The sequence below is a fragment of the Rhodococcus tukisamuensis NBRC 100609 genome (assembly GCF_001894985.1).
Classification (GTDB): domain Bacteria; phylum Actinomycetota; class Actinomycetes; order Mycobacteriales; family Mycobacteriaceae; genus Rhodococcus_G; species Rhodococcus_G tukisamuensis.
In genome coordinates this window covers 39835-62030 of the sequence record NZ_BCXG01000024.1, presented here as the reverse complement: position 1 = coordinate 62030, position 22196 = coordinate 39835, and the positions used below count along the sequence as shown (strand labels likewise).

Below are 22196 nucleotides of genomic sequence, written 5' to 3'. Positions count from 1 at the left end.
GACCCGCCGAGTCTAACCAAGGGGTCCGTCACGGCCGGGGGCCGCTCCCACTCCGCGGGGATCGGTCACATGTCCAGTTTCGGAGGTTCAGCCCCGGCCCAGCCCGCGGTAGACCCAGCCCGCCGCCGACCACTCGTCCGCGTCGAGGCAGTTGCGGCCGTCCACGATCGACCGGCCCCGCACCACCGGGTCCAGGTCCGACGGCCGCAGGGAGACGAACTCCTCCCATTCGGTGGCGAGCAGCACCGCGTCGGCGTTCTCGCAGGCCTCGGCCACGGAGGTCGCGTAGTTCAGGGTCGGGAACAGCCGACGCGAGTTGTCCAGGGCCTTGGGGTCGTACACGCTCACCACCGCGCCGTGCAGTTGCAGCATCCCCGCGACGTTGAGGGCCGGCGAGTCACGGACGTCGTCGGACTCGGGCTTGAAGGCCGCGCCGAGGACGGCGATGTTGGACCCGAGCAGCGATCCGCCGACGGCGCGGGTGGCCAGCTCCACCATCTTGGTGCGGCGGCGCATGTTGATGCTGTCCACCTCACGCAGGAAGGTCAGCGCCTGGTTGGCGCCCAGTTCGCCGGCGCGGGCCATGAAGGCGCGGATGTCCTTGGGCAGGCAGCCGCCGCCGAAGCCCAGTCCGGCGTTGAGGAAGCGGCGTCCGATGCGGGCGTCGTAGCCGAGCGCATCAGCCAGCGCGGTGACGTCGGCGCCGGTGGCCTCACACACCTCCGAGATGGCATTGATGAACGAGATCTTTGTTGCCAGAAAGGCATTCGCGGACACCTTGACCAGTTCCGCGGTCGGCAGGTCGGTGAGCAGGAACGGGACGGCCCCGTCGTCGATGAGGCTGACGTACAGCTCACGGATCAGCGCCTCGGCGCGGCCGGGGCGGGCGTGGTCGACGCCGAGCACCAGGCGGTCCGGGCGCAGCGTGTCCTCGACGGCGAATCCCTCGCGCAGGAACTCGGGGTTCCACGCGACCTCGACGGCGTCCGACGCGGGCGCGAGTAGCCTTGCGCGGGAACCGAGTTCGGCGGCCGTGCCGACGGGGACGGTCGACTTGCCGACGATCACCGCCGGGCGGTCCAGCAGCGGGGCCAGGGTGTCGACCACCGAGTGCACGTGCCGCAGGTCGGCGCCGTACTCGCCCTTCTTCTGCGGGGTGCCCACGCCGAGGAAGTGCAGGTCCGCGAAGGCGGCCGCGTCGGCGTACGAGGTGGTGAACTGCAGGCGACCGGCGTCGAGGTTGCGCCGGAGCACGTCGGCCAGGCCGGGTTCGTAGAACGGCACCTCGCCGGACGAGAGCTTGGCAACCTTGCCCGGGTCGATGTCGACGCCGAGCACCTCGTGCCCGAGTTCGGCCATGCACGCGGCGTGAGTCGCTCCGAGGTAGCCGGTTCCGAATACGGTGCAGCGCATACCTTCTTGGTAGTCCGCCGCGGTGAGCGCGGCGGGTACCGCGGGCGAGGCGGCGGGCAACAGGAGATGTACATCCGGTGCCCGCAACTGTCGCGCCGGCGTCCGCACACACCCGTTGCACCCGTCACAGCGCACCTACACGCACAACGCCCGTGTGCGCAGCCCAGAAGGGGTGTGCGGAGCCGGCGCCGCTAGCGGGTGTCGGTGCGGTTGAAGTTCAGGTACGCCTTCGACGGCGTGGGGCCGCGCTGTCCCTGGTACTTGGAGCCGACCGCGGCGCTGCCGTACGGGTGCTCCGCGGGGCTGGAGAGCCGGATCAGGCACAACTGCCCGATCTTCATGCCCGGCCACAGCGTGATGGGCAGGTTCGCCACGTTGGAGAGTTCGAGCGTGATGTGCCCGGAGAAGCCCGGGTCGATGAAGCCCGCAGTGGAGTGGGTGAGCAGGCCCAGGCGGCCCAGGCTCGACTTGCCCTCGAGTCGGCCTGCCAGGTCGTCGGGCAGGGAGCACGTCTCGAGGGTGGAGCCGAGCACGAACTCCCCGGGGTGCAGCACGAACGGCTCGCCCTCGGCGGGTTCGACCAGGGTGGTCAGCTCGTCCTGCCGCTGGGCCGGGTCGATGTGCGTGTACCGGGTGTTGTTGAACACGCGGAACAGGCGGTCGAGTCGGACGTCAACGCTGGAGGGCTGGACCATCGCGTCGTCGAACGGATCAAGGCCCAGTCGGTTGGAGGCGATTTCTGCGCGGATGTCACGATCTGAGAGGAGCACGGGTAGACATTATGCCTGTCTGCTACAGTTGCGCCTCGCAGGGGTTGGCGTGGTTCGCTGTGCCAAAAGCCCTGCATGCCGATGTAGTTCAATGGTAGAACATCAGCTTCCCAAGCTGAATACGCGGGTTCGATTCCCGTCATCGGCTCCACAGGGTGTTCACCCATCAACGCCCGTTGCGTTCACCAATTGGACCCTCTGCCGGGTTTCCGAGACCGATTCCCCTCAACTGGACCTTGCTGGCCCGATTCGGCGGACCTCCGACCCGATTACGGCGCGATTCGCATCCAGACTGGGCCGAATATCGATCCCGAAGCAGCTACGGACGGCCGCTTCCGTGATGTGGTCGACGTCGAGCCGCGGAATCCATGGATTTCGCTGCCGGGGCGGGGTAGCTATCTGCCGAATTCGGCTGCCGCCGAAGACTCGTCAGGGTGCATGGAGACGAGGTGACGCCGCCGGCGTGGCGTGTGCGCTGGTTCCGGTTCACCGAGGAACCGGCCCCACGGATCGAGACGCTCATGCTTGCAGTACCAGTCATGCAGGTTGAGAAGATTGAGCGCGGCGAGGGTGAACCCGACAAGCAGTGTGTACCGCCGGATCCCCAAGCCGCGGAAGAACCCGCGGTGCACGTGCAGCCGGTTCTGCTTCAGGTCGGCGAACACACTCTCGATGCCGACCCTGCGGTGATACGACTCCTCCCACGCAAGGGTCCCGTGTTGGAACGGCATCCGCAGATCGGGGTAGTCGGTGTCGTGCAGGGTGATCGTGCGACCGCACCCACATTCCTCACCGCGCGTGCAGGAGGTCGTCGGCATGCTCTGCGGCGCACGCATCGAGACAGGGTTGTTTGGGCAGCGGACCCGGGCCGGTTCGACCGCGGGCCCGCGGTAGCGACGTGACCCATCGGGATGGCGGGCCCCGTGCGGAACGAAGGCATACGCCTGACGCGCCTGATGACGCCGCTCGAGGCGCTCCCGTTCGTCGTCGGACATGTCTGTCTCGATCGGGTCGAGGTCGTACAGACCTTCCGGGAGGCTGTCCGGGTAGAGGACGCCGTCGATCCAGAGGGTGTGCGTGCCTTCGGGTCCGGGATGCATCCCGCGCTGATTCAGGTGCAGGTCGTAGATCGTGGTGTAGCCGAGTTGCCAGACCGGTATCGCGAACGTCTCGTTGGTGACGTGGTTGTAGGCACGGTCCGCGATCAACTGGCGCGGCTTCGGGATCGTTTCTCCCAACGCCCGTACGGCGGCGAGTCCTTCGATGCCTTTGTGCGATCCCGCCGGCGCGAGGTTCATCGCCCGCACGACGTGCACCACCGGGCCGAGGCCTGGGGCGGATGGGACATCGGTGATCGCGTGCAGGTCGTAGCCACAGAAGTAGCAGGTCTCCTCGAATTCGGAGCTGCGCCAACCCATCCGAGCAGTCAGATCTACCGTGTAGATGCAGCGCCTGTCTGGGCCGACGGGCGCGTTCGGGAGGTGATGCCCTCGTCGGCGGGCATGTGGATGATTGGGGTCCGGTGGCGCGAGGGGGTGATCTGGCGGTGGCAACCCGTCAGGATCGGCATCCACCACTGGTTTGCGGTATCGAACCCTGCCCCAGGTCGAGACGTCGGTCGAGTCCAGGGCGACGGCACCGGTCGGTGGATGGCACCACAGGGACGCGTCGAGCAACGCCTGCGCGAAGGTGCGTTCGTCCCACTCCGGATACCGGGGAGACAGGCACGCCCACATCAGACGGCGCAACGCGTCGTTGACCGACTTGTACTTGATATCCGCGTGGGGTGGGATTCCCACCGCTCGCCGCTGCGAAGCGGTCCACCCGCGCACGACCGCGGTCACGTTCGTCTGATGCATCGGGATGCCGAGCATCGGAGTGAGGACGTAGGCGGCGAGGAAGGCGGCGGCGGTGAACACCCGGTGCGCACCACGACGATGCTCGAACACTTCGCGTACGAAATCGCTTGCGGAGCAGTGTCCGAACATGGCCATAACCCGTTTGAACCGCCAAGGTTCGGTGCGGTACACGGCGGTGCTCACCTCGTGCAGGCGCCGGACCCGGCCGGCGTCCACTCCTCCACCACGGTGGCGGCGGCGCGGCGGGTGCCTCTTCCTAGTCACCATGGCACCGCCTGCGCAAGTGCCTCCAATTCCGCTGCAGTCCACCACGGTCGGGTGCGCGGTCGCACTCCGCCCAGAATGTCGGCGAGTCTCCAGGTCCCGGTGTGCCCGGACATCCTCATGAATACGGGCAACGGAACAGCCTGGATCATCGCGCACTCCCACGTCAACCGCAGCCGGGATGACGTCAGCGGCCTCAGTGTCTCGGGGACCTCACAGCGATCCAGCACCTTCCCAACGGCATTGACCGGTGGGAGTGGATCGTGGAACAACTGACCACCGTGCGCATTCTCTGCCGCTTCGAGCACCGCGCCGGCATACGCCGGACGTACCGGGACTTGTCTCGCATTCTGACCCCGTACCGCCACGATCACGTAGTCGCCGCGTTCCCGGACGTCCGACGAACTGACTGACAGCATCTCGGTGCCTCGAAGGCCCGCACCCACCCCGAGCGCCACCGCAGCAGCAAGCCCTCGTCGGCGCACCGCGTTCACCTGCCGCGGGGCCCACCACAGCAGACGAGACACCTCCGCAGGCGTGTACGGATTCGCTGTACGGGGATAGTGCAGCACCGCACGTTGCGGCTCCCACGGAGCGGCACGAGTGATCCGGCGCGACAGTGACGTCAGCGTGGCCCGGCGCGTGCACCGCGTCGACTCGGACAACCCCGGGATCGTGACGGCATATCGGTTGACCGTCGCCGGCTGGAAGATCTGCTCGACGTCGAGTGGCAAACCCTGTTCGAGTGCCCACCGCACCAGTGATGTCACCATCCCTATTTGGCCCATCGCCACCTGCGCTACCTGCGTCGCCGCGAACCCTCGCCGGACGACGTCCCGCACGAACGGCCCGATCGCCTCCCACTCCTGTGCCGGCATGTGCGGGGTATACAACTCGATGCTCTCCACCGGTGTCCGAGGCGTCATCACTGCTGCCCTCCCAGCCGGCACCAGCTCAGCGAACCGACCTGCGGCGCCGGGAGATACGGGAGAAGGTCCGAGAACGCCTTGCCGCTGACGATCCCCGCAGCCGAGAAGATCTCCGCGACACCATAATCGGACAACACCCCAGCCAACCATGTCGACCGCAGACGCGGCACCATCAGGCGGGGCATCCCAGCGGGGTACTCGAACGACGCGAGCAGTGCAGCCGCCTGATCACGGCCCGTGCGACGTGACGCGACCAACGGCCCCGACCCCGCTCCCGCAGCGACCTTCTCCAACCGGTCGACCCAGCCGGCCCGCACCGGCACCACCCTCCCCACCGCGCCCGCGCCCGCGCCCGCGCCCGCGCCGAGCCTGACCGCCACCACGCCGCCGACATCAACCACGTCCGAGGTCACGACGGTGAACAGTTCACCCGAGCGAGCACCTGTAGCCACGGTCAGCGTCAGAATCGCTTTCATCGCCTGGACGCGGAACGGGCCGTTCTGCGATGCCGCAGCCTTCCAGTACGCCTCGACCTGCTCGCACGTGTACGGCGGTGACAAGCCCTGCCGCGCCCCTCGCTCGTCCGGCCCGGGCCATGGCGCCCGCTTCGTCACCGACCTCGCCAACGTCCGCAGCCGCGAGATCTCCGCCGACCGCGACGTCGGAGCCAGCTCCCGCATCCCGGTGACCCGGTACCGCTCGAGCACCTCCGGAGTCAGCACCACCTCACGGTCAAGAACCAACCCCACGTCGACAGCCCACACCGCCAATCGGGTCAGTACCTTGAGTGCGTTCGCGGCCTGACTGTGCAGCGTCGGCTCCGACAGTGTCACTGTCTCGCGCACCCACGGCCCCACCACCGACCACGATTCCGGGTCGACCGATCGTGGTTCAAAACACCTGATACACGCCGCAATCGAGGCCGGGTCGTCGGTGCGGCGCCGATACGCGGCCATCACCGACAACCTCGACCATCAGCATGGGCAGTGCACCGTGAAGGTCCTGGCGCCGTTCGGGCGCAGAGGAGTACTGTCATGAGTGATCACAACCTCATGAGTCACATGCGATCCCGCAGGATCCTGGCTGACGAATACACAAGGACACCGACTGCTACTCGGTGTCCTTCGAGGTATTAGAGGCGAATACTGATCACCACCCTGACGAGGACCGACTTCGGTACTCGGTGTGCGCGGACGCGCACCGAGTTGTCGGATGACCTGAGGTGGTGCCAACACCCACGCTAGTCCCCGATTCCGGATCGCGAAACGCGTCCGCAGAACAAATCGGGAGCGAACGCACTACTGCTCAGGGCATGACGCGTCCAATCTCTTCTCGTCAACTGCGTGATACGCGCCTAAATTTGGAACTGCGAGCCGCAGCAGATATTGCGAGCGGATCACCCGGAGCGCCGCCGCAACGGGGCGACGCGGGTTGTAGCGCCAGCGGAGGGCCCCGACGTTACAGCTACGGCAACATCGGGCGCCTACCTGGGGACGGCGCCCGGTGCGCCGCCATCGGCTGCGCAACGGGCAGACGGAAACGAAGCGTGATGGCAGACGCACACCCTCATATGACGCCGCTGCACGCGGGATGATCACCGCATTTCAAGCCGTACTCGGATCGAAACTTGTTGTCTACCTGGCTAAGATGCGCTACGCAGATTCCCACTCAGCCGCGATGACGACATCGGCAGCCTGCTCAATTTCTGCCGCGGTGCCCGCGCAGCCGGTCAGCCACGCCACGATCGATACCGGCCGACCCTCGATATGCAGGGATGGCTGCGGCTCAGTGAGCAGCGCTTGCACGGTCAGGGGATGCAGGGTCTTCGCGAGCAGCGGCGCGATTCGCTCGATGTGGGGAACCGCACCGGAGGCCGCGAACTGAGCCGGCGGAAGAAGTCGACTGCGTCCCTCCCCGAACGCCCACAACGTGCCATCGGACAGTCGCTGACGGATTCGGGGCGGGGTGACCCCGAGACGGTCCGCGGCCTCAGCGACCGACAGACTACGGCGGACCAGGTCCTGCATACGGGTGGCGCGATCCAGTCGAGCCCCAGTAGTAGCCATCGGGTCCTCGACGAACCCGGCGCTGGCGAGGACGCCGGCGTCGTGGTCGGAGAGCTCCGGACTACCGGGACTGCGGCCGGCGAGGCCGCGCAGGATCTCAGCGAAGTCGTCGCGACCGATGTCGATACCTGTCACCTCCCGCAACGCATCCTCGAAGCCGACCTCGCCGCGCAGGTAACGGGCTTCCGCCGTCCCGTTCGCCATCTCGACCATCACGACCACCCGACCCTTTCAATCGCGATTCGGATGCACTCCCACGCTATCCCCACATTCCTACAATCACACTCGCCTACCGCACGAGATCAGCGCGGTTAGCCCCTGCCAGCACCACCTCTTTGGTTGTCACGGACCGAGTACCCAACCCCGAATCCATCCAACTCGGATGCAGACGATGACATCCGGAGGCTCGCGACCGACACACTCGGGGTCCTCAGTCGTTTGGTCTCGTTTACCCTGAGCGCAGCTCGATCAGCGCGGCGCGGTGATCGCTTTGCCCATTGGAATGAGCAGACAGTCATCGCATGTCGACCCCATTCGAAAGGAAGTCAGTGAGCGACATCAATCGCCGCGCAAATGCCCCCGGAAGATCGTCAGGTGCCATTGCAGGTGCGCCCGATGCGGCCACGGCGTTGCAGCAGAAGATGCCAAGCAAGGTCACTGCCCAGGTGACACTGAAATCCTTGGCGCCACAATATGATGCAGCCCAGCACAAGACCTACTTGGGCCATCTGGAGAAGGCGGTCCAGGATCCCAAGAACCGCAACATTGCCCTCAGTGGACGGTACGGAACCGGCAAGTCAAGCGTGCTCGACGAGTTCCAGGAAAAGCATGCAGATTCATCGCTTCGGCTAGCTGTATCCACCCTGGCGCCCGACTCGGAGGACGTGTCGCTAACCAACCGCATCCAGAAGGAGGTACTCAAGCAACTGATCTACAGCGCCCGAACACGCACACTCCGCCACTCGCGGTTCAGCCTGCGTGGCCCCCTGCCGTGGTGGCGGCCAGTTCTTGAGTCCGTCCTGTTCGTCGGCGTGCTCGGGGGGTTGTTGACGCTGCTCGGGCACCTGCCCTCGCAGATGGCAACCGGACCAGATCACTCCGGTGTCGAGCAGGCGCTGGTGTGGGCAGGGGTGGCCGTCCTACTCGTCGTGGTGCTCTCGGTTCTGCGGACAGTCACCTACAACCGGTTCATGGTCTCCAACGTGTCCGCAGCAGGCGCGGCTCTGACACTGTCGGAGCCGAGCCACACCTACTTCGACGAACACCTCGACGAGATCGTCCGCTTCTTCGACCAGGAACCCACGGACATCGTCATCTTCGAGGATCTGGACCGCTACAACAACCCCCAGATCTTCGAGGCGCTTCGTGAGCTCAACACCCTCCTCAACAACACCCCGAAGCGGCTCAAGAAGATCAAGAAGGGCAAGAAGCCCCTCCGATTCATCTACGCAATGCGCGACAGCCTGTTCGAGAAGATCGGCGAGGACACGGCCGAGGATGGTGACGACGCCGCTCGGGCCGAGACCGTCCGCGCGAACCGGACCAAGTTCTTCGAAATCGTCATCCCGATCGTGCCATTCATCTCGCACCGCACTGCCCGCGAGCACCTACATCAGCTCCTGCAGGAGGCGGGCGTCGCCGGCATCGAGCGTCCGCTGGTCGAACTAGTCGCCAAGCACGCCACTGACAAGCGCCTCCTGCTGAACATGTGCAACGAGTACCTCGTATTCGCCGAGCGTCTGCTGCAGTCGGACAAGGTCGCGCCCGAGCTCTCTCCCAGTCACCTCTTCGCACTGGTCGCCTACAAGAACTTCCATCTGGAGGATTTCGAGAACATCTCGCGTCGCTCCAGCAACCTCGACCGCCTGTACGACTATCACCGCGCGCTCGTCGCAACCTCAGTCGCGGACCGCGAGCAGACCAAGCGAGACCTGCTGGCAAGAAGAATGCCTCCGCCTGCCGTCGACCCGTTCGCGAAGCAGCTTGGCAAACGGCTGATAGGAATCGGGAAGTCTCTACGTGACCAGAACCCTGGGTTTGTGGATTGGGAATTGAGCTTCGCCGTCGGGACGAACACGTACAGCGGTGACGAAGTGATCGCGCACGCGTTCTGGGAAACCGTCGTCGCCACATCCGTCATCACCATACAAGCGGCGCGCCCGCAGTACAGCGGTCCCGCGACGCTCATCACGTTGACCCAGGAACATCTCGAGGACCTGTTTCCTGAATTCCTGCACGGTCGGTGGGAGGACAGGAACACCGAGGCGCTCCAAGAGGAAATACAGCGACTCGACCGCGAGATCGAGAATCTCCGCGGTACCGACTTCCAGGACCTTGTCAACGCCGACACGTTCACAATCACCGTCCCGAGCGAGGATGAGGACGAGGAGACCGCGGAGCTGACCTTCGGCGCACTCGTGGACAGGAACTTGAATTCGGGCCTCGCACGCGAGCTCGTCAGGCAGGGCTACATCGACCGGAATTTCACTCTCTACGCTGCGCAGTTCTATGGCGACTTCACCGGAGTCGACGTGGCGACGTTCATTGTGCAGACCGTTCAGACCAACAGCATGGACATCAACTACCAGTTCACCAGCCCCGGCGCGTTCGCGAACCTGCTGGTCGAAGCTGACGAGGACTTCACTCGCACCATCAGCGCCTACAACGTTCAACTGGTCGACTACCTCCTCGCCGAGAACATCGAGCGGGCGGACGAGGTCGTGAAGCACCTGACCTCGAACTTCGGGAGTGAAGCGAAGCAGTTCCTGGCGGCATTCTTCACCTCGAACGTCGAGCGGACCCGACTGGCAGCGCGGCTAAGCCGGCAACAGTGGCACGACGTGTTCACCTACCTCGTCTCCGACGAGGGCGTACCCGCTGACGCACGCACTGAACTCGTAGATGCCGCACTCGTAGCCGCCGACTCTGCGGGCGCCTACGACCTCGGGCCCGCCGTCGGCGATTTCCTGGTCTCGCAGTACAAGAAGATGCCAGCATTTGCCGAGACCCGAACCGAGTCTGATCTGAACACGGTCGTGACCATACTGCGACGCGCTCAGATCCTTCTGCCCAGCCTCGACGGCGTGCACGAAGTGCTGCGGACACTCATCGTGGACAACAACTTGTACGAGCTGACTGTCGACAACCTGCGTACGGCGCTCAACATCAACGGCCGGGTGACGCTGGACGGCGTTCGCGACAACGACACCATCTACCAATACTGCTTGTCGAACCTCGGAACCTACCTCGACGCCGTCGAATCAGACGACGACAGCGACTACTCGACGCTGACCTCTGCGACACTCATTGATGCACTTGAGGCCTCGGTAGAGGACGACGAGACACTCGAGCGGCTCACCGCGACTGCGTCTCCCGACAGCTCGCTGCGGCAACTGGCCGACGCGCCCACGTCGACCTGGCCAGCGCTGGCGTCCGCCAAGCTGTTTCGTGCATCGCTGGCCAATCTCGACGCCTACCGCGCCGAGGTCGGAGTCATCGACGAGAGCCTCGGCCAACTCCTGCTCGCCGGCGGCGTGATCTACACCGACGATGGGTCGGATGCCCCCCGCGATGAAGAGGCCGCCGCCACGGCTGCCGTCGCCGTGCTCAACGCCGCGCATGGCATCCCACGCCCCGAGGACCGAGTCCAGCTCGTACAGAGCCTCGGGCTCGAAGAGTGGCTCCCGGCCACACAGATCACCCCGGAGAAGAGCAACCTACTCGCGCTCCTCGTCAAGGGCGAACTGGTTCCGGACGATGTCGCCACCTTCACACACCTTCGCCAGGGCGGATGGGCTGCCCTCGGCCCCGCCATTGTCGCCTCGAACGAGGTCGACAAGTTCCTTTCCCCCGACCTGGTCGACGGGATGGTCACCGACCTCTTCGAGGATCCCGCGACCAGCAGCAAGATTGGCCAGCAGATACTCCAGGGCCTGGCGAACTTCGTCCCGACCGACGACGGCAAGGCCCTGGCTGCCGCGGCCCGGTTTGCCATCCAGGGCAACACTCGCCTTCCTGTGGAGCAAATTCGCCGGGTCGCCACGACCAGCAAGGACGCGGATCTCACTGTTCGGCTGCTCCACATCGCAGCTCCCACCGCGCCCGAGATCGTGGCAATTCTGAACGATCTGGGCGGCAAGTACAGCTACCTCACAACCTGGGAGCGAAGCGAGTTCGAGGTCCCGAACGACGACGCACACAAGGCGGTGTTCAAGATCATGAAGGACACGAACCGGTGCAGGACCAACAAGAAGCTGCGCGAGGACATCCTCGTCGTCAAGCAACCTTGACCAGTTCGTGCGGGGCGCCAGGATCGAAAGCGGTAACAGACCGCTCCGCGGCGTCAACAGGACTGAGCTGAACTCGACCTAGAGCTAGCCAGTGTCAGCGCCCAACCGGCCGCGGGCGCTCCGGGGTGTTATTGCGGGGCGAGTCAACCGAAGTGGGGCCAGCCTCGACACCTCCATACAGTTCTTCGATCTGGACTGAGCAGAGGGGCTGCGCACCATGGCATTCGGCGTACGTTCTGGGGCAACAAGCTAGGGATGTCAATGTAGACGCGGTCCAGCTCGACCAATAGTCGACACAGCTCACCCTCTCGTAAATAGAGCCCGTGGGGGCAAGATTTCGCACGGGCCAGTCTTGTCAGTCTCAAGTACCTTTAACTCATGGCCCTGAACAAAAACGTCACGACCGAGCAGATCCGCGACTTCATCGCGAGCGACATCCTGCCAAAGGCAGTTGCCCAGTGGGACGACGAGAAATCCAAGGATGCCGACAACGAGTTCACACTTCGATGGGTCGACGGTCGCGTGGACGCAGCGCTCCAGATCCTGCAGGTACTGGACGCCGAAGCATTCGATGAGTGGGTCGAAACCCGAAACAAGCAGAAGGATCTCTACCAGTAGCTGAACTCTCTAGCCTTGTCAGACCCGCAATAACCTACACATCTGCTCACGGAGGCCGTCACCGCCTGGTAGCGGCCTCCGGCATAACCCCGGCGCCTGCGTAGATGGGGACGAGATGACTGCACGCTGCGTGCAGCCGGCAGTCCGACGACGAGCTGTCGAACACCGCCAATTTGCATCATTCGCCAGCGAGCTGCGCACTGCGGCGTCGGCATCCAGTCCTACCGTACACACGTACGACCCGTACACCCCGCTCGCGCGTGTACGAGTGGCTGCACCGCGACCGCCCAGTTAACGAGACTGACCTCACTCCAGAAACTGCCACGCGTCGCACCGTTAGGCAACCCGCCCGTTGCGCACCGACGATGTGGCGTTCGACTGGCTAGCCGCAGTTCGAGCTGTCCCGGCAATAGCGAGCAACAGGAACCGAGTCGACGAGCCTCGGCGCTGTACTCTCATGATCGGATGCGCAGTGCTTCATCGAGCGATCGGATGAAGGTGTGGCAGACATCCGCTGAGTCGTCGATCGACTTCTCCGCGAGGACGACGCGGGTTCCGTCCATCGTGATGCCAAACTTACGGAAATTGCCCTCCATCGTGCGGCGCTTGTTCGGGTCGCGCTGCTGCTTCCATGTGAGCTGACCGTAGCCGTGCGCGACAGCGTTGCGCGCTTTCGCGAGGATTAGGAGGGTTTCCCACAGCTTTGGGTCCACGCCCAGCCAGCTTTTGTACGTCTGTTTCAAGCTGTCCCAGGTGCCGATCGCGCGGTCATGCGAGTCCTCCCACATAACCTGAGCTCCGGGGTGGCTAGTTGCCGCCATGGCCTTCTCCATCTCGATCAGCAACCGTTCGGTGCAGAACGACTCTGTGATCGATAGAAACCGGACGAGCGTCGCCTGTCGCTGCAACTGCTCGCGGTCCGCCACGTTCACCGCGGCGAGACGTCGGGCTCTGGAGTCGGACAACGAGAGGGCGTCGATCATTTCGCGGTGCGCCGCAAGAGTCTGATTGATCAGTCGCTGGGAGTTCTCGGCGTCCAGCGAGAGCAGCGGTGCGCTCATTTGCCCGCGGGGACTAGGAGCCTGTCGAGGCCGTTGTCCGCGGCCTGACGTGCCGTAGCTGGGGTGAGCTGTCCCAATGCCCAGACAATTGGCAGACGGTGTTCCTCAGTCACTCGGTTCAGCGCCCCGGCGAGATCCGCAGCAATCATGTTTTTACGTCGAGCGTTGGCGCCGACCACGTAGCGGGCCAGCGCCTCGGCTGCGTACGCAGTGAGTGCGCCGTCCCCGAATCGCACGCTGTCCCGCAGCCACGTGAAGATCCCGGCCGGGGATTCGTCAGACTTGCCGATCACGCCGGCGGTGTGGGCGAGCCAAATCTTCTGCCATTCGCTCAATATGTCGCTACCCGCGATACGGTCGATAGCCTCCTCGGCCGACGGGCGTTGATCGGGGTCGACACCGACGAGGTTCACAATGTACTTCGCGACCGCTGGGGTGAGATCCGGAGCCTCACGTATGAGTTCGTCGAGTTTGCCCAGGGGTGCTGAATTTCCTGCGGAACCAAGGCGTGGAAGTGCCCGAATCAGCAACTGCCGCAGCACCTGTGGCGGATGACTTTCACTCTGGGAGCGAATCCAGATACGCCAGACCTCGTCAAGGAGATGGTCGTGCTTGGGATCGACTTGCCCGGGTTCATCGTGAGTTGTGTCGTCGCCGTCAGCTGTCGCTGGTCCGGCGCCTTCGAGGCCGCTCAGGTCCGGCACCGGCTTGTCGGGATCTTCTCCGTTGGCATACGGTCCGAAAAACAGGAACTCCGCTGCGTCATTCAGTTCCATGGTGTCCAGAATCGTCTGCTCGGCAACGCTTCGTGGATTCAGGGTCCATTTGTAGGTCGTGCGATGGTACGTATACGTTTTCGACTCGTTGAGGACGAGGCCATACTCACGCGCGGTCGCCGCACACAGTTCGAGTGCGGCTCGCGCCTGGCCGAGCGACTTGGCGCCGATTCGAAAGTCGTCGGAGAAAGTGTACGTGTCGAACCCGGCCCTGATCAGTCTCCGGCGGATCGGGTCGATGTAGGTGTCGCCGAGAATGTCACTGCCGTAGTGGACCTGGGGAATACCGACTCGCCCACCCATTACCTGCTCCAACAGGGCAGTCAGCGCGGTGACAGCATGGTAGTCAGCGGTCTGGGCGATCAGTTCGTTCGCTAGGACATCGTGATCGATGTAGGCGTAGAACGAGCTGATATCGGTCACATTGATGTAGACGTTGGCGGATTTATCGAATGGTTGCTTTACAAAGTCGATGTGCTGCATGCGGGTCTGCAGGTGCCCGGGGAGTTGCAGGCGAATACGGTCAGTCAACGCTCGGTAGAGGACTCGATCTTGAAGACGCCACAGATTGAGCGGACGAGACCCCTTCTGCTTGGCAGCGAAAACGACACTCGCAGGCTTGGCGGTGGCGTTCCGCTTGAGCGACGCATGGATATGGCGCTCAGCGTCCTGTGCGTGCGCTACGAGCGCGACATCACAGCTGTGGGCCGGGAGAAGCCGGGACGTGGAGCCGAGCTCCGCTGTGACCGCCGCGGCGAGGTCGAGCTGCCCAAGAAGTGCTGGATTCACCATGTCGCGGAATTATGCCCGACTGAACCGTGCCGGGTTTCTTGCCGCCCCTATGCTGGCGACAACTCCGACTGGAGCGTCGATGGTTGAGCGTAGTAGATCGCCTCGAATTCACCGGGGCGTGATGTAGTCGAGGGTGCTGTGACGCCGGCGGGCGTTGAACCAGTCGACCCACCCAATCGTGGCGAATTCGATGTCGTCGATCGTCCTGATCGGCCCTGTCAAGAACGGGCTGCGCTTGGAGACTGCTTCGGCCTTGAACAAGCCGCTTATCGACTCCGCCAACGCATTGTCGTACGCATCTCCGACACTGCCGATGGATGCCATCATCCATTCCAGCGCAAGGGTTTCCGCGATGGCAACTTACGTGTATTGACTGCCGGCATCGCTGCGATGGATCAGACCGTCGGCCACTGCATGGCCACCGTGGTCCCGGCGCCACAACGCCATCTTCAACGCAGTCGTGACCATAGCTGTGTCCTTCACGGTCTCCGCGTGCCAGCCGACGATCGCCCGGGAGAAGCAGTCGATCACAAACGCCACGTAGACGAACCCGGCCCTCGTCCGGCAGTAGGTGAAATCGGTGACCCCTTTCCGGTTCGGTGCCTCGGCGGCGAAGTCCCGGTCGAGCAGGTCCGGGTCTCGCCGGCTGTTCTTTCCACCGGGGATCGTGGTCCGGTGCCGCCGTCCTCGGACAACGCCGGACGGGCCCTCGTCGCTCATGAGCCGGTCGACGGTGCAGATCGACTCGACCCTTTAGTTCTGTGCACGCATCCGGTCGATGAACTGGCAGATCAGCGGCGGCGAGGGTCCAGTTCCCTCGCGAAGAAGATCGAGGTTGCTTTCAGGATCTCGTTGGCTTCCTTGAGATCTCGATTCTCGCGTTCGAGTTCCTTGATCCGCTGCTGCTCCACTGAGGTGGCTCCGGTAGCTGGGCAGTATCGATTTGGGCCTGCTTGGTCCAGGTCCGCAGCGATTCTGGGCCTATACCGAGCCTCGGACCGATCGCCCGGCAGGCGGTGTGGAGAGATCGGTACTCGCCGAGGAGTCGAGGACCATCTTCACCGCACGCTCACGCTGCTCGGCGGGGCAACGCTTGGGCATGGTCTGCATCCTTCACAAGAAGGGAGTGGCATCAAACCCGGCACGGTTGAAGGGCATAGGTGAACGCCCTTCTCGCGCTAGGACTTTGCCCACCCTGCGGACTTCCTTTGTTCCGCTTCGGGCCTGACAGGCTTCGAGATCTTCTCCGGCTCATAGTGGTCCGTCACGAGCCAGAACCGCCCTTTTGCATCCATCAGAGTGAATTGGCAAACCGCAGTGGGCACCTTCTCATCGTCGCCAGCGGCAGTCCACAGCACCTTGAATTCTGCTTCAGCGTCGAGCTTTCGCTGATTCGTTCTCCCAGCCGTGGTGATGAAGATTTCGCCGAGCGGCGTTTCTTCGATCGCACGCATCGCAATAGGTTTGCCGTCGTCCGCCGTAGATCGAAATGCCCGGATGTTGATGTCGAAAACTGGATCAGTGCTGGCGTTGTGGACTGTCATCCACCATGTCTTTTTGCCGTCCTTAATTGGACCGGGAAAGTAGCTGATTCGGATCATGCGTGCTTGGTTTGCTTGATCTTCCAGGTTTGCGCGCTGCTGTGTCCGGTACGACGTCAATGCGAGGAGAACGCCACCAGCCGTAAACACCGCACCGAAGGCTGACAGCCACGTGGGCAAGGTGCCGAGTTCCGCCTGCTTGTGCGTCCCCACAGCGACGAGCAAGACGACCAGGAGGACTGCGGCCGCGAAGGTTCCCACAGCATATCGCCCGCGTACACCCGGCCGTGTAGCCGCGAAGCCTGCCACGGCACCGATGCCACCCAACACGAGATTGATCAGGGCGATCGCCGCTGAGGCGCAATTCTGCTTGAACTCTGCTGCAGTCCAACCAGTGCGTTCAAGAGAGATTGTCGATAGGACAATCGTCAGCGTTCCCAGGACGACGGCGATAACTGCACACCACCATCGCGGTTTCCGTACTTGATCAGGTTTCACGTCGTGACACTAGTCGACAGCAGTCCCAGTGGATTCCCCCTCGAGGCATGGTGGCACACGCTGGCCACCTTCGGCATGGACGGGCATCTCGACTTCAACGCCACACTGCGTGAGCAGTTCAACGTGCCGGGGACCTGACCCATACCCAGAGAACAGAGCCGGGCTACCGGGGCCGCGCCTAGTTCAGCCGACTCGTCACCCCGCTCAGGGGCAATCCCTCCCATCGCCGGTCAGACGGCGCGGCAAGTCGTCGATCCGGTGATTGCGTACCTGCCTGCCCCAACCTGGAGTTCATCCAGATCTGTGTGATCTGGAGCCATCCTTAAGTGTGATTACTGACCGGTAAGCCTACCCAATCCGCATGCGGCCCACCACGCTCCGTCATGGGTGAACACCTCTCCACAGGGTGTTCACCCATCAGCACCGATCGGGTTCACCTATCAACCCGCCAGTGACAGAATCCCGGCATTTCCCGCCGAATTTTCAGATCTGCGTCGACGACCCGCCGTCTGCAGGACTTGGGTGGGCGCTTCCCAGTACGCGCACCCCCGAATTCACGCCTCAACGGCGAGCTTTCGGCATGTGACTCACGACACTCCCCTGGGGCCCTTTGGTCCCAGTGCGGGGCGTGGTCGCTAGAGGCCGTTCCCGTCTGCCCTCGCCCGATGTGAGGCCCCTCGGCGGGAACTTCGCCGCCGTGAAGCGGCGGGCGGAGGATCGGGTTCCCCGAGTACCTGTCCCCAGGGGTCGGGCAGGTCGCGTTCGAGGTGCCAGTACCGCAAGGTCACCACATTCATCGCGGCGAGGGTGAAGCCGAGCAGTAGTCGGTGCGCGGTGAGGCCAAAGATCCGGAAGTACCCACGGCGCAGGTGCAGCACATTGCTTTTCAGCCCGCCGAACGCCGATTCGATACCCACCCGGCGGTAGTAGGACGCGAACCACTGACGGCTCCCGTGCGGGAACGGCATTCGGATCTGCGGCTGGTCCTCGTTGCTGAGCGTCACCGTCTTGCAGCAGGCGCAGGGGTCATCCGGACGGCGGCGGTCGCATTGCACGGTCGGATGCTCGTAACCAAGTCTCATCGATCGCGGAGACAAGGGACTGCGGATCCGTGCCGGCCACACCGCCGGCCCCCGGAAGCGCTGCGTTCCGTCCCGCCGCTTCGCGCCGAGCGGCACGAACTCGTACGGAGCTCGAAGCGCCCGCTCTTGCTGGGCACGAATCTTGTCACCCTCGTCCATGTCGCGAGTGAGGCGTGGGATGTGACGCAGCCGCTGCGGCAGGCATTCGGTGTAGAGCGTGCCGTCGATCCAGAGGGTTCCCTCGATAGGTCCGGGATGGACTCCGTACTGCCTGCTGTGCAGGTCGACGATCGGGGTGTATCCACAGCGGAGCAGCGGTAGCGAGAAGAGCACCGCGCGAGTCCAGTTGTATGCGCGATCGCAAATGACCTCGTGCGGTCGAGGTAGATCGCCCGCGAAGAGGACGGCGATCAGCCCGGCGACACCGCGGTGGTAGCCGGCACACACGAGGTGCATCGAGCGGGCCACATGCGGGACTGGGCCGGTGCCCGGCTTGGCGGGAACATCGGTGACCACATGCGCCTCGTAGCCGACGTAGATGCTGGTTTCGGTCGCACCTGCACTGCGGTGCGCGGCGCGCGCGTCCGGGTCGACCGTGTAGCGGCGGCGGTAGTCCGGTGGCTCTCTCGGAGCGAGGGGCCGGTGGTGTGCACGTTTGACCGACCTTCGTTGTTGGCGGGTGGCGTCCGCTGGATGGTCCTGACGATCCTGTGGAGGAGTGTCGGGGTCTTCGTCGACAAGCACTTTGCTGTAGCGGATTCGTGCCCATGTTTCGAGGTCAGTGCTGTCGAGTGCCACCGCACCGGTGGGCGGATAGATGGACAGCGAGGCGTTGAGGAATGCCTGCGCCAATGAGGCGACGCCGTAGTCGGCGACCTCGTCGGCAGCGTCGTCGTCGTCGACGCGATCGCAGACCCGGCACAGTTTGGCGAATCCGTCACACACCATCTTGTAGGTGACGTCAACGCCCTTGTCGAGTCCGACGGCTCTGCGTTGAGACGGACTCCATCCTCGGATGGTGGCAGTCACCATGACCAGGTGCATATCCATGCTCAGCATCGGGGTGAGCAGGAACGCCACGATGAGCGCGTCCCCGGTCAATTTCCGTTTCGCGCCGGCCTTCTGGGCGAATACCTTGTTGACGAAGGCGCGTGCGCTGCAGTGCCCGAGGACCGCCAAGGCTCGTTTGAACTGCCAAGTCTCGCAGTGGTTCACTCGGATGTCGATGTCGCGGAACGGTCGTGCGCGACGCCGTGTCATGGCGGGGCTGCCTTGGTGACGAGGTCGAGCAGTTCGGGGTTCAAGCTCTCCGGGGGTGTGGGCGGTACCCAGGCGAGCAACCTGCTCAGGGTGTTCTGGGAGGTGCATCCGAACAGGTTCCGGAAGACGGGGAGAGGAACCGTCTGGATCATCGTCACCGCCCAAGTCGCGCGGAGCCGACTCACATGCAAGGGCCGCAACCGTGTCGGAATCTCGCACTTGCCGAGGAACGTCGAGAGGTACTCACTGCGCGGTGGTGGTTCCCGGAACAGGTGCGCTCGACCGGTGCGGGCAGCACATTCGGCGACGACCGGCGCGTACCGGTCGAGGACAGGGACCGTCCGGGCGTGGGGACCGCGCACACGGACGGCCAGGTGCGATCGACGGCTGACGACGTCGTCGCCGGTGGCCCCTCGGATCTCGGAAGTCCTCAGTCCCGCACCGAGCCCGAGCGCCAGTACGCACGACAGGCCGTGGCTACGGAAGGGGGTCGCCTGCATGTCCACACATCGGAGTAGACGACGTGTCTGGCCGTCGGTGTACGGCCGGTATTCCGTCGAGGAGTGCAGGACCTTGCGCGGCGGTTCCCAGGGCGCGATTCGGGTGATGCGCCGTGACAGGGTCGTCAGTGTCGCTCGGCGCGATGATCGGGTGGCCTCGGACAGGCCGGGGAAGGTCACCGAGTAGCGGTTGACCGTCGCCGGATGGAAGATCTCTTCGACGTCGAGTTCCATTCCCTGCGCGACAGCCCAGATGACCATGGACGCGACTATCGCCATGCGGTCGCCGGCGACCTTCGGTATCGACGTGGGTTCGAATCCGCGGCGCACCGCGTCGCGGACGAACGGACCGATCTCGTCCCACAACTCCGCCGACACGCGGGGGGTGAAGAGGTCGATGGCTTCCTGCGCAGTTCGAGTCATTGTCGCGGCCCGCCTCGCATCCGACGCCACGCGGGCGAACCGGTTTCCGGCGCAGGCAGATACGGAATCAGATCCGACAAGGCCTTGCCGCTCCGGATACCGGCGACCGAGAATATCTCCGCCACAGCACAATCGGCCAGCACATGGGTCAACCAGGTTGACCGCAGACGCGCCACTGTCAATTTCGGCGACGAACGCGCGCACTCGAACGAGGCAACGAGCGCGGCGGCCTGGTCCCGGCCGGTGCGCGTCGACGCCACCAGTGGTCCCCTGCCGGCGCCCCGGCACGCGACTCGCAACCGCGGCAGCACACGACGGCGAACCGGGACCACCCGCCGCTGCGGCGACCCGAGGCGCACCGCGGTCACCCCGCTCACCTTGACCACGTCCGCGGCGGTCACCGCGAACAGCTCACCGGACCGTGCACCGACCCCCAAGGTCAGAGCGAGGACCGCGGTCATCGCCTGCACCCGGAACGGACCGTTCTGACGGGTCGACCACCTCCAGAACGCGGCGACCTCGGCATCCGTGTAGGGCGGCGACAACTCCTGCCGCGACGCATGCTCACCGGGCGGAGGCCACGGCGCCCGCACCGTCACGGAACGAGCGATTCGCCGCAGCCGTGACAGTTCCGCCGCCCGCGACGTCGGCGCCAACTCCCTCATACCGACGAGCCGATACCGCTCGAGCACCTCCGGGGTCAGGACCATCTCGCGATCGAGGACCAACCCGTCGTCGAGGGCCCACACCGCCAGGCGTGAGAGCACCTTCATCGCGTTCGCAGCCTGACTGTGCAGCGTCGGGCCCGACAATGCCACCGTTTCGCGCACCCACGGTCCTGCCACCGCCCACGCGTCTGCGGCAACCGATCGTGGTTCAAAGCACCTGATACACACCGCAATCGCCTCAGGGGCATCGGTGCGGCGACGGTACGCCGACATCATCGATCACCACGGTCAACGGTGAACGACAAGGTTCTTGATTGCCCTGGTCCCGCCAGGGCGCAGAGGAGTACTGTCATGAGTAGTCACCACCTCATGAGTCATGTTGATCCGCGCAGGATCATGATGGAAATCTACGAAGGACACCGAATGCCAGTCGGTGTCCTTCTCGGATTCAGAGACGAATTTCGACCACCACCTCATCACGAGACACAGGCGGATGGACCGGCAAGGGCGCGATCACCTGGGACACGTCCTGTTTGGCCCCAGGACGTGTTGACGGACCTAAGGTGGTAGTAGGGAGTCACCTGCGAAGGTGGCTATCACCCACAGTAGTCGCAGAATTCGAGCATGGAGCTTCCCGAAGAAGGTCGAACTGCGAACCCGTGACCTGCCCCATAGGCTGGTTTCCAGATTCGGTGATGAGTCGAGGACAGTGCGCTGAACGCGATACAGCCACCGATCTCACGACCTAAGTTCTTTGATCTGCCCGATCCATGGCCACCAAGCGAACCCTGGCCGAAATGATGACTCTTCGAAATTGAACCGTCTATGAGTGTTGGCAGTGGCTGGCCCGGGGCCCACTAGTCAATCCGACACCACTATGCCCAGCCGCGACATGTCCGCCGCCGATGACAGGATCCTCCCATGAACAACCCCCTGCTGGCCTGCCTCGCAGAGTTCCTGGCCGTCGTGGCCGTGGCTCTGCTCGTCCCGGCATACCGCAATCTCCGGAAGCTCAACCACTACAGTCCAGTCGGCATCCCGGCGGGCACGGCCGTCCGCCAGATGGCTGCCCTGCGGTGGCGCGCAATCCTCTACGGCGCCTATGCGGCTAACGCCGGAGGTGCTGCTTCGCTCGCGCTGTACGGCCAGAAGACCAACCAGACCACTTCCACCTGGCTTATCATCCTCATCTTGATCGCCGGATTCATCGCCCTCGGTGCGGGCTGGTTTGCAGTCAACCGCGCCGTTCAGACCCAGATCCCCAAGGTGATCGACGAGTCCCGCCGACTCGAAGACGCTGGCGGGCACCGCGACTGAACCAGCTCCGACGGCCCCGTCGAAAGACAGCGGCAACCCTCACTGTGATCCGTCACGGGTTTCTCGCCGG

Annotated in this window: 16 protein-coding genes, 1 tRNA gene and 1 pseudogene; 5 read left to right on the top strand and 13 right to left on the bottom strand. The window is 64.2% G+C overall.

Annotation, left to right across the window (positions count from 1 at the left end; translation table 11 throughout):
• Nucleotides 1–87: 87 nt before the first annotated feature.
• Nucleotides 88–1413 carry a UDP-glucose dehydrogenase family protein gene (locus RT2_RS20220; RefSeq protein ID WP_072846592.1) on the bottom strand — a complete coding sequence of 442 codons (1326 nt, stop codon included), beginning with the start codon at nt 1411–1413 and terminating at the stop codon, nt 88–90.
• A gap of 191 nt (nt 1414–1604) precedes the next feature.
• Nucleotides 1605–2183 (bottom strand): dCTP deaminase, encoded by a 579-nt coding sequence (dcd, locus tag RT2_RS20215; protein ID WP_072846591.1) that lies wholly within the window; start codon nt 2181–2183, stop codon nt 1605–1607.
• A 77-nt stretch (nt 2184–2260) separates the two neighbouring features.
• Here dcd and RT2_RS20210 point away from each other — a divergent pair.
• Nucleotides 2261–2334 (top strand) — tRNA-Gly (locus tag RT2_RS20210).
• Nucleotides 2335–2578: 244 nt separating this feature from the next.
• On the opposite strand, the gene RT2_RS20205 is transcribed toward RT2_RS20210, so the two are convergent.
• The 4 genes from RT2_RS20205 to RT2_RS20190 form a co-directional block, all read right to left on the bottom strand.
• Entirely contained in the window at nt 2579–4225 is a 1647-nt protein-coding gene (locus RT2_RS20205) for a hypothetical protein (RefSeq protein WP_072846615.1), read from the bottom strand.
• A gap of 77 nt (nt 4226–4302) precedes the next feature.
• Nucleotides 4303–5184, bottom strand: a complete 882-nt coding sequence (locus RT2_RS20200) for a hypothetical protein (RefSeq protein ID WP_245709242.1) — start codon at nt 5182–5184, stop codon at nt 4303–4305.
• A gap of 47 nt (nt 5185–5231) precedes the next feature.
• Nucleotides 5232–6080: a hypothetical protein gene (locus tag RT2_RS20195; protein WP_245709241.1), complete on the bottom strand. Its 849-nt coding sequence runs from the start codon at nt 6078–6080 to the stop codon at nt 5232–5234.
• 807 nt (nt 6081–6887) lie between these two features.
• A complete protein-coding gene (locus RT2_RS20190) occupies nt 6888–7514 on the bottom strand; it encodes a helix-turn-helix domain-containing protein (RefSeq protein WP_245709240.1) in 627 nt (208 codons plus the stop codon).
• A gap of 335 nt (nt 7515–7849) precedes the next feature.
• Here RT2_RS20190 and RT2_RS20185 point away from each other — a divergent pair, with 335 nt between their 5' ends.
• The gene (locus RT2_RS20185; protein ID WP_139191174.1) at nt 7850–11590 is read left to right on the top strand and encodes a YobI family P-loop NTPase; all 3741 of its coding nucleotides are present in this window, start codon (nt 7850–7852) and stop codon (nt 11588–11590) included.
• A 378-nt stretch (nt 11591–11968) separates the two neighbouring features.
• Nucleotides 11969–12208 carry a hypothetical protein gene (locus tag RT2_RS20180; RefSeq protein WP_072846588.1) on the top strand — a complete coding sequence of 80 codons (240 nt, stop codon included), beginning with the start codon at nt 11969–11971 and terminating at the stop codon, nt 12206–12208.
• 455 nt (nt 12209–12663) lie between these two features.
• Here the strand turns inward: RT2_RS20180 and RT2_RS20175 are convergent, their stop codons facing one another.
• The 4 genes and pseudogenes from RT2_RS20175 to RT2_RS25585 form a co-directional block, all read right to left on the bottom strand.
• Nucleotides 12664–13269, bottom strand: coding sequence for a hypothetical protein (locus RT2_RS20175; protein ID WP_072846587.1), 606 nt, complete (start codon nt 13267–13269; stop codon nt 12664–12666).
• A complete protein-coding gene (locus RT2_RS20170) occupies nt 13266–14837 on the bottom strand; it encodes an RNA-directed DNA polymerase (RefSeq protein WP_072846586.1) in 1572 nt (523 codons plus the stop codon). Before RT2_RS20170 ends, RT2_RS20175 begins: the two co-directional genes overlap by 4 nt.
• A 47-nt stretch (nt 14838–14884) precedes the next feature.
• Nucleotides 14885–15938 (bottom strand): annotated as a pseudogene (locus RT2_RS26880) (IS3 family transposase).
• Nucleotides 15939–16015: 77 nt separating this feature from the next.
• Nucleotides 16016–16876 carry a hypothetical protein gene (locus RT2_RS25585; protein WP_139191173.1) on the bottom strand — a complete coding sequence of 287 codons (861 nt, stop codon included), beginning with the start codon at nt 16874–16876 and terminating at the stop codon, nt 16016–16018.
• Nucleotides 16877–16879: 3 nt separating this feature from the next.
• On the opposite strand from RT2_RS25585, the gene RT2_RS26590 reads away from it, so the two are divergent.
• A complete protein-coding gene (locus RT2_RS26590) occupies nt 16880–17014 on the top strand; it encodes a hypothetical protein (protein ID WP_255312559.1) in 135 nt (44 codons plus the stop codon).
• A gap of 497 nt (nt 17015–17511) precedes the next feature.
• Here RT2_RS26590 and RT2_RS20150 read toward each other — a convergent pair whose 3' ends face one another.
• The 3 genes from RT2_RS20150 to RT2_RS20140 are packed head-to-tail and all read right to left on the bottom strand — an operon-like array spanning nt 17512 to nt 20971.
• On the bottom strand, nt 17512–19218 hold the full coding sequence (locus tag RT2_RS20150) for a hypothetical protein (protein ID WP_072846583.1): 1707 nt from the start codon (nt 19216–19218) through the stop codon (nt 17512–17514).
• Nucleotides 19215–20141, bottom strand: coding sequence for a site-specific integrase (locus RT2_RS20145; protein ID WP_139191172.1), 927 nt, complete (start codon nt 20139–20141; stop codon nt 19215–19217). Before RT2_RS20145 ends, RT2_RS20150 begins: the two co-directional genes overlap by 4 nt.
• A complete protein-coding gene (locus RT2_RS20140; RefSeq protein ID WP_245709239.1) occupies nt 20138–20971 on the bottom strand; it encodes a hypothetical protein in 834 nt (277 codons plus the stop codon). Before RT2_RS20140 ends, RT2_RS20145 begins: the two co-directional genes overlap by 4 nt.
• Before the next feature lie 759 nt (nt 20972–21730).
• Here RT2_RS20140 and RT2_RS20135 point away from each other — a divergent pair.
• Complete coding sequence (locus RT2_RS20135; RefSeq protein ID WP_072846580.1) at nt 21731–22126, top strand: hypothetical protein; 396 nt, start codon at nt 21731–21733, stop codon at nt 22124–22126.
• Nucleotides 22127–22196: the final 70 nt, after the last annotated feature.